Genomic DNA, 12,310 nt, shown 5'->3' with positions numbered 1-12,310 from the left:
TCCAGGCGCGTCGCCGCCGTACCCCACGCAATGACAAATCTCCCTGACAGCGCCCATCAGCGCCGCGCCAGCATTGGCGTTCGTGTTGGCCAGACCGTGGTCGGCAATGGTGCCCCGGTGGTCGTGCAGTCGATGACCAATACCGACACCGCCGACATCGTGGCTACCGCCCGCCAGGTCGCCGAACTGGCGCGCAGCGGCTCGGAGTTCGTGCGCCTGACCGTCAATAACGCCGAATCCGCCGCGGCCGTGCCGCGCATCGTCGACCGCCTGGCCATGATGGGCGTGCAGGTGCCGCTGATCGGCGACTTCCACTACAACGGCCATCAGTTGCTGGCCGACGAGCCCGCGGCGGCAGAGGCGCTGGCCAAGTACCGGATCAACCCCGGCAATGTCGGCTTCGGGCGCAAGAAGGACACGCAATTTTCGTCGATCATCGAGACGGCGCTGCGCAACCGCAAGCCGGTGCGCATCGGTGCGAACTGGGGCTCGCTCGACCAGAACATGGTGGCGACCCTGATGGACGAGAACCATGCGCGCGAAAATCCATGGGATGCCGCGCGCGTTGCGCGCGAAGCGCTGATCCGCTCCGCACTCGACTCGGCCGCGCGCGCCGAGGAACTCGGCATGTCGCGCGACCAGATCATTCTTTCATGCAAGGTATCCGGCGTGCAGGAACTGATCGCCGTCTATCGCGATCTCGCCGCACGCTGCGACTACGCGCTGCACCTCGGCCTGACCGAGGCCGGCATGGGTTCCAAGGGCATCGTCGCCTCGGCCGCGGCGCTCGGCGTGCTGCTGCAGGAAGGCATCGGCGACACCATCCGTATTTCGCTGACACCCGAGCCGGGCGAGTCGCGCACGCGCGAAGTCATCGTTGCCCAGGAACTGCTGCAGACCATGGGTCTGCGCGCGTTCACGCCGATGGTGACCGCCTGTCCGGGCTGCGGCCGGACCACGAGCACGCTGTTCCAGGAACTCGCCCAGTCGGTCCAGGCGCATGTCCGCGAAAAGATGCCGGAGTGGCGGATCAAGTACGACGGCGTCGAAAACATGACGTTGGCCGTGATGGGGTGCATCGTCAATGGCCCGGGCGAATCCAAGCACGCGGATATCGGCATTTCCCTGCCGGGTACCGGTGAATCGCCCGCGGCCCCGGTTTTCATCGACGGCCAGAAGGCGATGACCCTGCGCGGCGAGACGATTGCCGTCGACTTCATCGCCGTGGTCGAAGACTACGTGGCACGCACCTATCGTTCGCGTGGACCGGCCTGACCGGCTGCGGTGGCCAAGCAGGATGAAATCGAATATCTCGCCCGCATAGGCGACGCGGGCGCAGCGCACGCGCGCGGCAAGCCGTTTTCGGATCCCGATTGCGGACGCATGCTGGCCGACATGGCCGGCGTGTTCATGGTCCTGCCGCCGGCTCCGGCGCGCCTGCTCGATCTCGGCTGCGGCAGCGGCTGGACGAGTGTATTCCTGGCCCGGCGCGGCTATCAGGTCACCGGTCAGGACATCGCGCCGGACATGATCGCCCTGGCCGAGGCCAATCGTCGCGAGGCCGGGCTGGAGGGCCTTGATTTTCGCGTCTGCGACTACGAATCGCTGGGTTTCGAAGCCGAGTTCGATGCGGCCCTGTTCTATGACGCCCTGCATCATGCCGACGACCCCGGCGGGGCCCTGGCCAACGTGTGTCGCGCACTCAAACCCGGTGGAATGCTGATCACGATCGAACCGGGTGACGGCCATGCCGAGGCCGAACACTCCCGTGCCGCCGTCGATTCGTTCGGGGTTACCGAACAGGACATGCCGCCGCGCAGGATCCTCAAGCTTGCGCGTGCCGCCGGCTTTCGCGGTGCGCGGGTCTACCCGACCCCGAAAATGCTCGCGATGATCCAGTACGAGATGCCCGCGCTGGCACGCTTGCCGGCGTGGCTCTCCGATCTCGTGCGCTGGTTCGGCATGGGTTGGCTGATGCTGTTCGCCAAGTACCGTCGGGGCGGCATGGTGGTCCTGCGCAAGTAGGATTGCCGCAGCGACGCCGCCTTGGCCGGCGTCGTGTCCGTTCCGTGCGATTTCCCCGATCTGCTCAGGCGCGCAGCGGGATGCGTGGGTCGCGACGGGTGTCCATGATGCCTTTGCACTTCAAGACTTCGATACAAGACCCTGTTTCAGAATGGGAAATCTTGAGGCGAAGGGCGGCAGGGCTGGTCACGGCCGAGGCCCGCAGGGGGCGAAACAGGAAGGCCAGTGCATTGCCGGTCTCGGCGGCCAGTTGCAGGCGGCGCAACTGCCGGTAGTCGGCATCCGGGAGCCAGTGCAGGACCGCCGCACAGCAGCCGGCGCGCAGGCATTGCTCGGCACTCCAGTGCGAATCGGCGACACCGGCATCGATCTGCACGAGATGGGCGAGGTCGACCCCCGCCGCCGCCAGGGCCGGCGGGTAGGGCAGGTAGGGCGGCGCGATGATCGCGACCCGACGGCTCGCCCGGGTCAACGCCGCGAGGGCCGGCATGACCAGTTCGAGCTCGCCAAGGCCATCGTTCTCGACGAGGATTTCGGTCAACGCACCGACCGGCCAGCCGCCGCCCGGCAACAACGCATCAAGTGAGGCATTGCCGCTGGCCAGGGTGCGGATCGAGGACGCCGGTTCGGCACCGCCGCGCCAGATGCCCGGATGCCGCAGCACCTCGCCGAGCGCAGAGGTTCGGGCCGGAGGGAATTGAGCGGGAAGAGGGGAGGCCAGCACGGCAGACATCGATCAGGTTCTCCGGATCATGCCGACATAGAGTCCTTCGATGGCGAAGGATTCGCGTTCCGGGTCGATCTCGATCGGGGCGAAGTCGGGATTGGACGGGAGCAGGCGAATCCGTCCGCGCTTGCATTCGAGGGTCTTGAGGGTGACTTCATCGTCGACCCGGGCCACCACGATGCGGCCGTTGTCGGCCGTATCGGTGCGGTGGATCGCGGCCAGGTCGCCGTCGAGGATGCCGGCATCGCGCATGCTCAGTCCGACCACGCGCAGGAAGTAATCCGGTCGCGGGCGAAACAGGCTGGCGTCGATGCCGAATTCCCCTTCGATGTTTTCGGTGGCGAGGATCGGACTGCCGGCGGCGACGCGACCGACGAGGGGCAGCAGCATCGCCGCCGGCGTCCGTGAGCGATGGTTCAGGCGCAGGCCGCGATGCGGAATGCGTTCGAGCGCGCCCTTGCGTTCGAGTGCCTTGACGTAGTCCTGGGCCGAGCTGTGCCGGGCAAAGCCCAGTGCATCGGCGATTTCACGCAAGGTCGGTGCCCGGCCGCGCTCGGCCGTGTGCTGACGGATATAGTCCAGCACGCGGCGTTGGTTGTCGGTCAGCTCGAATTCGTCCATACGTACTAATGTACGTATATCGCGCGTATCGCGCAAGCCCCTTCCGAAACTTTGTTTGCGGTTCGGCAGACCGGACGCGCCGTCAGCGCGAAAACCCGGTCCCGCCGAGGTCCGATCTTGCGCGCCTCACTCGCCGGCATAGCTGTCGTCGATACCGTTGGCGAAGATCAGGTCGCTCGTGCCCTCGATCGCACCGATCGTGCAGGCATTGTTGACCGGACGCGCCAGGTCAAGCTGGTCGGCGTTGAGGTAGCGTCCCGATCCGTCCCTGCATCGAGTGGCGGAAACAGCACCGACCGCGATGCTGCCCGGCTTCGGTGCGGCGTACGGGATGTCGGAACCGGCCATGCTGACCTGCGAGAGATTGATGGCTACGCCGATCTGGTTTCCGGTCGGATCGCCGGTCAGCACGCAATCGGCATCACTGACGGCGCCAATCAGGATATAGCCCGACGAGGCCACGCCCTCCGAGCGCGTCAGGCAGTCCGGGGCATGGAAGGACAATCCGTCGTTGTTGCCGGTGATCAGGGCAGCGCCCAGGGTTTCGCCGCCGCCGAACGATACGCCACCACCCTGTCGACCCGCGTAGTTGCCGGTCACGGTTATCCAGGACAGATCGACCCTTCCGGTTCCAGTGTTGTAGACATCGAGGCCTCCACCGTAGTAATCGGCCAGGTTGTCGGCGAACAGGCTGTTGCTGACGGCCATGTCCTTGCCCTGTCCCAGGCTCATGCCACCCCCGTCGCGCACGGCGTAGTTGCGCGTGAATGCGCTTCGCGTGATGCGCACGGGGCCCGATCCCTGCAGCACGTGCAAGCCACCGCCCGACGACCCGCTTGCGTTGCGGTCGAACCAGACCTGGTCGATCGTCAGCATGCGCGGGAACGAAAAGCGGGCGCCGCCGCCGTTCCAGGCACTGCCGTCATCGCCGGTGTGAACCGTGTCGCCGCCCTCGATGCGCATACCGAACAGCCCGACCGCGGATCGATAAAGGCTGCTGCCGTCGAGGTCGAACACGCGCTCGACGCCGCTGCCGCGGATCACGGTGCGGTCCGGGCCCTGGCCGATAAGGATCCGGCCCTCGCCCTCGAGCGCGATGATGTCAAGGTCGCCGGTGACGCCGAGGTCCTCGTCCTCGCCCGGGATGTTGACGTTGTAGATGCCCTCCGGAATCGTGATGACGATCGGCACATCCTGGGCGCCGGCTTCCATCAACGCGGCGCGCAGCGTACAGCCGCCGATCGCGCTCTGGCAGACGCCATTGCCGGGATTGCTGTCCGGTGAATCGGCCGTCGAATTGACCGCGTAGTCGACACGCCCCTCGAAGGCGCCACGATCGCATTGCTGGCGCTGGATGCCGCGCTGGTCGTAGGCATCGCAGTGGCCGGTGCTGCCGTCGTTCGGGGTCGGCGCGCCCGAGTTGAGCGCCGGGCTACCCGGCAGCAGCACATGTACGGGGCGCGAACGGCCGGCGTCGGCGAGCGTGCCGAGCAGGGGATCGGTGCCGGCAAGATCGGTCGCACGATTGACCGCGAAGGTGCACACGCCATTCTTCCAGAGGTTGTAGCCGTCACTCAGCGCGGTCGGGACACAGCGCAGGTCGACCGCCGTCGACGAGGAGGTGTTGCGGTTGACGTTATCGCTGAAGATCGAATTGTCGAAGCGGGCCGTTCCGCCGGCAATGTAGACGCCGCCGGTGCTGGCGCCGGTGTTGTAGGCGACGGTCACGTTCTTGAGGGCGACGTCGCCTTCGGCGTAGAGCGCGCCGCTGCCGGTCGCGTCATTCTCGCTGAGTGTCGTATTCGTCAGCTTGAGCAGGTCATTGCCGCCATGGCGAATCGCCGATCCGGGACCGGTCAGGGCGTGATTGCGCGTGAATGCGCTGCGCGTAACGGTAACGTTGCCGGCAATGGGGGAAGAGGCGATCGTGAGGGCACCGCCCTGGTTGGCGCTGTTTTCGCTCATGTGCACCTGATAGAGGCTCAGCGCCCCGGCGCAATCGTAGATGCCGCCGCCGTTGCTGTTGCCGGCATCGCCGCTGACGATCGTCAGCGAATTGAACTGCACGTTCATGTCCGAGCGGCAATCGAGGTCGAAAACGCGATCGACGCCATCACCGTCGATGATGGTCTTGCCGCTGCCGTTGCCGACGAACACGATCGCGCCGCTGCCGTCGACGTCGAGGTCGCCTGTGGCATTGGCATCCTCGTCGCGACCGGGCCGGCTCAGCGTGAAGTGGTTGGAGAAACCCTGGAAGGTGATGATGTCGGCGCTGCTGCCGGCCGGGCATCCGCCGAATGTCGCGTTCGTGTTGGCGGCCTGCACGGCCTCGCGCAGCGAGCACTTGGTCGCGTCCTCGCCGAACTGGTCGAATGGCGTGGAAACTTCAATCGTCGTGGCGCCGATTTGCGCGCTCGCGACCAGCATGGCCAGGCCAGGGCCGAGGCTTCGCAGGTTCATGGTCACTCTCCGCATTCCGTGGTTCCTGAGCGCATCCACGCAAAGGGGCGCCGGCAAGGGCCAGCACATCTGAAGCCGCCGACTGGAGTGAGCTGCGCGGGGCCAGGACAAGCAGCGGAACTTCGTGCTACCGGAATTTATCTGGCTCGCGCGTGGCATACGGGGCCGTCTGCCCCGGAGGGCACGGACCCGAGCCTCCGCAAGGGTGGGGGTCCGGCGACTGTGGCGAATCCGGAAGCGTAAAGGTCACTGCGTTCCTGCCTTCGCAGGATTGAAAAAAGGGTTCGCGGCTGGCCCCTCGATCCGGCATCTTCCGTTAACGCAGGCAGCGCCCGGCGACGGCATGATTCAATTAGGGGACCTGCAGGAGTCAACGATCAAGTGGACAAGCAACTCTATGAAAACCTGGCCAGCCGCGCCTCCGATCTGGTGGTCGCCGGCAAGCGCGACGAGGCGATCCGCATCCTCGAGGAACTCGTGCACAGCGATCTGCCGGTGTTCGATCGGGCGATCATGTGCATGAACATCGCCGTCGTGAACGACCAGATGGGCGATTCGGCGAAGGCGCTGGAGAACTACGCGCGGGCCGTCGACATGGAACGGGAGACCGATTCCTATTTCATCGCGCAGAGCCGGGCTGCGTACTACTCCAAACTGGGCCTGTATGACGAAAGCATCCGCTGCTACGACGCGTTGCTCTCGCATGCGGCTCTCACGCCGGAATCCCGGGACATGTTCCTGAAGAACATCGAGACGCTGAAGGAGCTGGGACTTCAGCCGTGATCCTTCGCCGTGCATGTCGTGACACTTTGTCGAGGATGCCGCGCCTCACGCAGCGGGCGCCGGCCCAGTCGTAGGTGTCGCTCCCGAAGGAGGGGCGCGTGTTCTCCGGATCGCGCGACAGGCGCTCCCGAATCACAGACCCGCTCCGCAGTTCCTGCAGGAACCGCTTCCACACAAACCATCACAGCGGATTCGGTATCTGAAGTTCGATTCCCGCGGACCGCGACGCCCGTTCATCTTCCAGCCAGCTGCAGCGCCGATATCCGTGTAGCCTTTCACCCGCCTTTCGCTGTTGCAGAGTCCTCATGGCCAACCCGCCTCCGCAACCGCACTCACGTGCGGCCATTCCGCTTGCGCCATCGTTGGACCCAACGCTCGCCGAAGAGCACCTGCCTCGACGCTTTCGGCCTCTCGACGCACGGGTCGTCGGAGTCTCGGCCGCGGCGATGGTGCTTGGCGCCGTCGTAGCTGGGGTGGCCGCATGGCTTACGGCACTGATCGGCCTGGTCACCAACCTGGCATTCCATGGCCGATGGGACACGTCGCTCGCAAGTCCGGCTGGCCATCACCTTGGCGCCTGGGTGATCGTAGTGCCGGTACTGGGCGGATTGATCGTGGGAGGCATGGCGCGGTGGGGATCCCGTGCCATTCGAGGTCATGGCATCCCCGAGGCCATGGAACAGATCCTCGTCAACGAGAGTCGAATTCCGCCGCGCATGACCTGGCTCAAGCCGGTTTCATCCGCCGTGGCCATCGGCACGGGAGGACCTTTTGGGGCCGAGGGTCCCATCATCGCGACCGGAGGGGCGCTTGGCTCGTTGGTGGGCCAGCTCGCCCACGTCACGGCCGATGAGCGCAAGACGCTGCTGGCGGCCGGCGCGGCGGCTGGAATGGCGGCCGTGTTTGCCGCACCGGTTTCGGCGGTACTGCTTTCCATCGAATTGTTGCTGTTCGAGCGCAAGGCCCGATCGCTGATTCCGGTCGCCATGGCGGCGTTCGTCGGCACCGGCGTTCGATTCCTCCTTGAAGGCAGCGAGCCGATGTTTCCGATGCCCGAGGTCGCTGCCGCGGCACCAGGTGCACTGGTGATATACGTGCTGCTGGGCGCGCTCATTGGGGCGTTCAGCGTGGGAATCACCAAACTCTGCTATGCGATCGAGGACGCCTTCGAGAAGATTCCGGTGCACTGGATGTGGTGGCCGGCGATCGGCGGTATCGCTGTCGGCCTGATCGGCTATCTGCAACCCCTGACGCTCGGTGTCGGCTACACCAACATTACCGCCGCGATCAGCGGAACCCTGGGGCTTTCAGCCTTGCTGATGTTGTGCCTGGCCAAGCTCGCCTCGTGGTCGATCGCGCTCGGAAGCGGCACGTCCGGCGGCACGCTCGCTCCTCTGTTCACCATCGGCAGCACCCTTGGCGGCGCCCTTGGCCTACTCATCGCGAACGCTCTGCCGACGCTGCACGTCGATCCCCGCATGGCTGCATTGGTATGCATGGCCGCGATCTTTTCCGGTGCTTCCCGTGCGTTCCTCACGTCGGTAGTCTTTGCGTTCGAGACCACGCTGCAACCCCATGGGCTGCTGCCCTTGCTCGGAGGTTGTGCAGCCGCCTACCTGGTTTCCGGCCTGATGATGCGCAATACCATCATGACGGAAAAGATCGCGCGTCGCGGTGTCCGCGTGCCCTCGGACTACAGTGCCGATCCATTGGACCGTATTGCAGTCAGTGAGGCCTGCACGCGGGATGTCATCTCGCTGCGCGCCAACGATTCCATGAGCAAGCTGCGTGCTTGGCTGGCCGAGGGCGAGGATGCTTCACGTCACCAGGGCTTTCCGGTGCTCGATGATGACGGCCGCGCGATCGGCGTGCTGACTCGGCGCAACCTGTTTGACGCGTCGGTGCCTGACGGCGCCTCCATTGGCAGTCTGATCACGCGACCTCCATTGGCGGTCCGTGAGGATCACAGTCTCCGCGAGGCTGCTGATCACATGGTCGCTGCGGATGTCGGACGGCTCATCGTCTTTGGCGCAGGCCAGTCGACGCGCATGGTCGGCATTCTGACCCGCGGCGATCTGCTCAAGGCGCACGGCCAGCGACTGCGTGAAGCGCACGAGCGCAAGCGTCATATGTCGCCGTCCCGATAGAGCCAGGTCCATCATCCGGCTGCGCCCATCGGCCGGGCAGCCTTCGTGTGTGGATTCCATCCCGACGGCTGCCCTGGGGCAGGCGTCCACCTTGGATGCAAGCTGGGGAAGGCATCGAGCGGGCATCGAGCGGGCATCGAAGGCCGTGACGGGTACGGGGCGCTACTGCAGCCCGCCGCCGTGCCAACCCGCATGAGCCATGTTGATCTCGATCCGGTTCGGGTCCGGGACGCCGAGAACCCGGATACCCCGTTCACACGGCCGCGCTGCGACGAATCGCGACAATCGAAAGGTATCCGCGCGCCGCGATCGACCCCAGGTCACATCATCGCCAGTTCGGTATTCGGCAAAGTGCCGCTGTACTGGTCGCGCAGGCGCACCTTGCGCTCCAGATCGTCGATGATTACGCCGCTGAAATCGATCCCGGTCAGATCGTCGGCCATGGTGATGCCACCGGGCGTATCGACATTGATCTCCATCATCTTGTCGCCGGCGATATCGAGACCTGCCAGGTACATGCCGTCGCGCATGAGCTTGGGCCCGACGATCTCGGCCAGGCGCAACACCGCCTCGTCGGGCACGGCGATTTCGTATTTTCCGCCCGCGCTGATGTTGTTTCGTGCATCGCCGCTGTCGTTGAACCGGCGCACGCAGGCGTAGGTGCCGTCCACGCGCAGCGGGCGACCATTCAACATGAGCAGTCGAAGATCGCCCTTGGCGGCTTTCGGCAGGTACTCCTGCACGATGGCATAACCATCGCGGGTCACGGCCTCGATCATCTGATTGAGGTTGCCCTTGCTCTCGGGAGTGACCACGAAGACGCTTTGACCCCCGGAACCCTGCAAGGGCTTGATCACGCCGTTGCCGCCGCGATCCTTGATGAAGGTGCGTATCTCTGCCGCATCCATCGTGATGCATGTGACTGGCCTCACGACTTCGGGGAAATGCTGGAAATAGGTCTTGTTCGACGCGTCGGTAAGGTGGACCGGATCGTTCAACACGATCACATGCTTCAACACCGCCAATTGTGCAAACAACAGGCCACTGTTCGGCGCCCAGGGGCGCTTTTCGATTTCTTCTGCCGGATCGCTGCGCAGCATCAACACATCGAGTTCTTCCACCATTACCTTCTCGATCCGGGCCTTGGGACCCTGGAGGTCATCGAGCAAGGCCTTGTCGTCCTTGTACCTCTTCAAGGAGGGACGATGGGCTCGTGCCTGGACAGTCCCATCCGCGGCGTAAAGAAAATCGCCGAGGCCAATCAGGACGACCTCGTGTCCGCGGTTGATGGCCTTGCGGGCAAGTCGGATGGTCGTGTAGTTGTCTTTCTCGGTAGCCATGTCATTGATGACGAACCCGAGTTTGATCGAGGCACGGGGTTTGGCGTTCGGTTTCTTGCGGACAGCGCGGCTCATCGGCACGGCTCCTCGTGGAATAGGTCTTCGACGCAAAGCTCACGACACGCCTGTAGGCGCTCGCTTGCGCGTGGGTGGGACAGATAGCGCGGCAGCAACTCGGGCGGGGCTACCCAGCCTTCTTCGATCAATTGGTCGAGTACCGGCCGATGCGGTAGTGCGAACTTGCCGACGAACAGAGGCTCGAACGCTCCGCCGTCGTTGAGGTAATCGACGAGGTCGCGGAGACCGCCAAGATAAACGGCATCCTTGGTCAGGCCTCCGCCGCGCCGAGCGCGGACTGCGACATCGAAGGCCTCGTCGCTTGGAAAATCGTGGGTGCCATGCAGGAGCTCGAAGATCGCAGGGACGTCCTCCCCCTGGATCACCATGTCGACGGCAACGACCCGTGCGGCGAGCATGCGCAGGCGTTCGCCGGGAAGGTACCCGGCAAGGTATTCGGCGAGCACGCCGAGGCCTTCCTGCAGGGGGTCGTAGTGCGCCAATCCGACCTCCAGCTGGGTCAAGGGCTGATTGCGACCGTTGTGCCGCGTCAATACATGCGTGCCTATTTCGTGCTGGACCAGAGGCTGGACACGCGCGTACGGAATGCAGATTCCGTCGTCGACGTAGAACGTGCCGTGCGAGACCATCATCATCGAGTTGAGATCGCTGTCGATCTCGACCTGCATGGAGAAGTCGGCAACCCTGCTTCGGTACCACGCCACATCGTCCTCCACCGCCTCGAGCACAGCATCGATTCCTGCATCTGCTTCGAGCGGGGAACTTGGGCGAACCCTGGCAAGTATCCTCTGTGCCAGTTCCAGCAATCCCGGTTCCACACCTCCGAACAGGTCGAGACTGGTCTGCAGAAACCGGTCTGTCTCGCGAAATCGAATGAGCTCGATTTGCCGGTCCAGCTCGCGTTGCTTTTCCACGAGGAGCGGCGCAAGCAGAGGCGACTCGATCTCTTCCATGGGAAGCGCGAACAGGGATTCGCGCGCCGCGTCGAGGTCCAGATGCACGGGCGCATACACGAATTCGCCAATGGTTCGATAGCCGCTATCCTTGAAGTCCGACCATAGGCTGTCGTTGTGGATCGGGGAGAGCGCAAGCAGCCAGTTGATTTCCCTATCCAGCCGAGCCAGCTCCGCATCGACGTGCGCAGCGATCGGAGGCAATGGGCGGGTCGTGCGATTCATCGACAAGCGACGAAGTCGCCACGCACCGCGGAAACCGCGCGTTCCAGCCCTGCACGCAGATCCTCGATGGCGGCGATATCGGCCGTGCCGCTCCATTCGTCCATGAAGATCTTCTTGTACTCGAGCGATATCGTGCAGACATCCGTGCCAAATCGTGCGTACACCCATTCCGGAAAGTGGCCGCCACCGGCATACCGCACGTTGCGACGTACGTCCGGCAAGCGTCCCCCTACGGCAGTGCCGGAAAGGACAGCTTCGAACCTCCTGACCGAATCGCCCCATCGCGTCATGTCGAGGGTTGTCACGCCGAGGTCGATGTCGGGGTTGGACTGCTGCGCGGCAGGAGCCGCTGCCGGCCCCTCGCGACGATGGTTATAGCTGTGGATATCCAGGAGCAGCGCACAACCCCATTGGTCCAGATGCGCGCGCAACACGCTCTCGATCATCCGGTAAAACTCATCGTACCGAGAAAGGGAGCGCCCGACCTCCGGCGCCGGCAACGTGTTCCATATCCTGAGGTCCCAGGTGTCGGCGGGATCGTCGGAAATGGCATGCTCGCGAGCCCGGTTCACATCGAATTCGAAGCGCGAACTGAGCATGCGCAGCTTGGTGTCGCCAGCACTCAACAACATTGCGGTTAGCGGGTCTTCCTCACGACGCCGATCCGCGTCGCCGATGGCAAGGAACGGGAGTAGCGAATCTCGGATGTGGTGGCCGTCATGGATGGCGGTAGCGATGACGGGCCCATCTCCCGCGATCAACTCCCAGTCCCCCACTGTTCCCGAAACGGAATCGAAGGAATCTTCCGGCGCTGAGAATGATGAGTAGTCGGCTCGATAAATCATTCGTCGAATTCTTCCACTCCGGACATGACCGCCCGGTGAGCGGAAGGCAGCAGAAGCTGAACGGTCGTGCGTTTCGCGCATCGAAACGCCGGGGATCATCTCAAGG

Annotated in this window: 10 protein-coding genes; 4 read left to right on the top strand and 6 right to left on the bottom strand. The window is 64.3% G+C overall.

Translation table 11 applies throughout. The features are described 5' to 3' along the window. The first annotated feature begins 30 nt into the window (after positions 1-30). Positions 31-1,275, top strand: coding sequence for a flavodoxin-dependent (E)-4-hydroxy-3-methylbut-2-enyl-diphosphate synthase (gene ispG, locus BM125_RS00100; protein WP_092403862.1), 1,245 nt, complete (start codon positions 31-33; stop codon positions 1,273-1,275). Positions 1,276-1,284: 9 nt separating this feature from the next. Next, positions 1,285-2,025, top strand: a complete 741-nt coding sequence (locus BM125_RS00095; protein WP_092403861.1) for a class I SAM-dependent methyltransferase — start codon at positions 1,285-1,287, stop codon at positions 2,023-2,025. Positions 2,026-2,089: 64 nt separating this feature from the next. Here BM125_RS00095 and imuA read toward each other — a convergent pair whose 3' ends face one another. The 3 genes from imuA to BM125_RS00080 form a co-directional block, all read right to left on the bottom strand. Then, positions 2,090-2,758 (bottom strand): translesion DNA synthesis-associated protein ImuA, encoded by a 669-nt coding sequence (gene imuA / locus BM125_RS00090; protein ID WP_139224787.1) that lies wholly within the window; start codon positions 2,756-2,758, stop codon positions 2,090-2,092. Between the two features lie 3 nt (positions 2,759-2,761). Then, the gene (lexA, locus tag BM125_RS00085) at positions 2,762-3,373 is read right to left on the bottom strand and encodes a transcriptional repressor LexA (protein ID WP_092403859.1); all 612 of its coding nucleotides are present in this window, start codon (positions 3,371-3,373) and stop codon (positions 2,762-2,764) included. Between the two features lie 126 nt (positions 3,374-3,499). Beyond that, on the bottom strand, positions 3,500-5,833 hold the full coding sequence (locus tag BM125_RS00080) for a CSLREA domain-containing protein (protein ID WP_092403858.1): 2,334 nt from the start codon (positions 5,831-5,833) through the stop codon (positions 3,500-3,502). Between the two features lie 381 nt (positions 5,834-6,214). Between BM125_RS00080 and BM125_RS00075 the strand changes: the two genes are divergently transcribed. Together BM125_RS00075 and BM125_RS00070 are read left to right on the top strand one after the other, a co-directional pair. Then, the gene (locus tag BM125_RS00075) at positions 6,215-6,616 is read left to right on the top strand and encodes a hypothetical protein (RefSeq protein ID WP_092403857.1); all 402 of its coding nucleotides are present in this window, start codon (positions 6,215-6,217) and stop codon (positions 6,614-6,616) included. A gap of 305 nt (positions 6,617-6,921) precedes the next feature. Next, positions 6,922-8,763 carry a chloride channel protein gene (locus BM125_RS00070; RefSeq protein WP_092403856.1) on the top strand — a complete coding sequence of 614 codons (1,842 nt, stop codon included), beginning with the start codon at positions 6,922-6,924 and terminating at the stop codon, positions 8,761-8,763. Positions 8,764-9,083: 320 nt separating this feature from the next. Here the strand turns inward: BM125_RS00070 and BM125_RS00065 are convergent, their stop codons facing one another. Genes BM125_RS00065 through BM125_RS00055 form a run of 3 tightly spaced genes read right to left on the bottom strand, consistent with a single transcriptional unit; the run spans position 9,084 to position 12,204 of the window. Next, on the bottom strand, positions 9,084-10,178 hold the full coding sequence (locus BM125_RS00065) for an ATP-grasp domain-containing protein (RefSeq protein WP_217647776.1): 1,095 nt from the start codon (positions 10,176-10,178) through the stop codon (positions 9,084-9,086). Then, positions 10,175-11,359 carry a peptidase MATCAP family protein gene (locus BM125_RS00060; protein ID WP_281243913.1) on the bottom strand — a complete coding sequence of 395 codons (1,185 nt, stop codon included), beginning with the start codon at positions 11,357-11,359 and terminating at the stop codon, positions 10,175-10,177. The genes BM125_RS00065 and BM125_RS00060 overlap by 4 nt, the downstream gene beginning before the upstream one ends. Next, a complete protein-coding gene (locus tag BM125_RS00055; RefSeq protein WP_175497773.1) occupies positions 11,356-12,204 on the bottom strand; it encodes an N-formylglutamate amidohydrolase in 849 nt (282 codons plus the stop codon). Before BM125_RS00055 ends, BM125_RS00060 begins: the two co-directional genes overlap by 4 nt. Positions 12,205-12,310: the final 106 nt, after the last annotated feature.

The organism is Dokdonella immobilis, assembly GCF_900115085.1.
GTDB lineage: Bacteria > Pseudomonadota > Gammaproteobacteria > Xanthomonadales > Rhodanobacteraceae > Dokdonella > Dokdonella immobilis.
This window is presented reverse-complemented; position numbering and strand designations above follow the sequence as displayed.

What these genes read in the sequence shown, in the direction of transcription:
- imuA (WP_139224787.1), bottom strand. Translation starts at nt 2,758, where the DNA reads ATGTCTGCCGTGCTGGCCTCCCCTCTTCCCGCTCAATTCCCTCCGGCC.
- BM125_RS00065 (WP_217647776.1), bottom strand. Translation starts at nt 10,178, where the DNA reads ATGAGCCGCGCTGTCCGCAAGAAACCGAACGCCAAACCCCGTGCCTCG.
- ispG (WP_092403862.1), top strand. Translation starts at nt 31, where the DNA reads ATGACAAATCTCCCTGACAGCGCCCATCAGCGCCGCGCCAGCATTGGC.
- lexA (WP_092403859.1), bottom strand. Translation starts at nt 3,373, where the DNA reads ATGGACGAATTCGAGCTGACCGACAACCAACGCCGCGTGCTGGACTAT.
- BM125_RS00080 (WP_092403858.1), bottom strand. Translation starts at nt 5,833, where the DNA reads ATGAACCTGCGAAGCCTCGGCCCTGGCCTGGCCATGCTGGTCGCGAGC.
- BM125_RS00060 (WP_281243913.1), bottom strand. Translation starts at nt 11,359, where the DNA reads ATGAATCGCACGACCCGCCCATTGCCTCCGATCGCTGCGCACGTCGAT.
- BM125_RS00070 (WP_092403856.1), top strand. Translation starts at nt 6,922, where the DNA reads ATGGCCAACCCGCCTCCGCAACCGCACTCACGTGCGGCCATTCCGCTT.
- BM125_RS00055 (WP_175497773.1), bottom strand. Translation starts at nt 12,204, where the DNA reads ATGATTTATCGAGCCGACTACTCATCATTCTCAGCGCCGGAAGATTCC.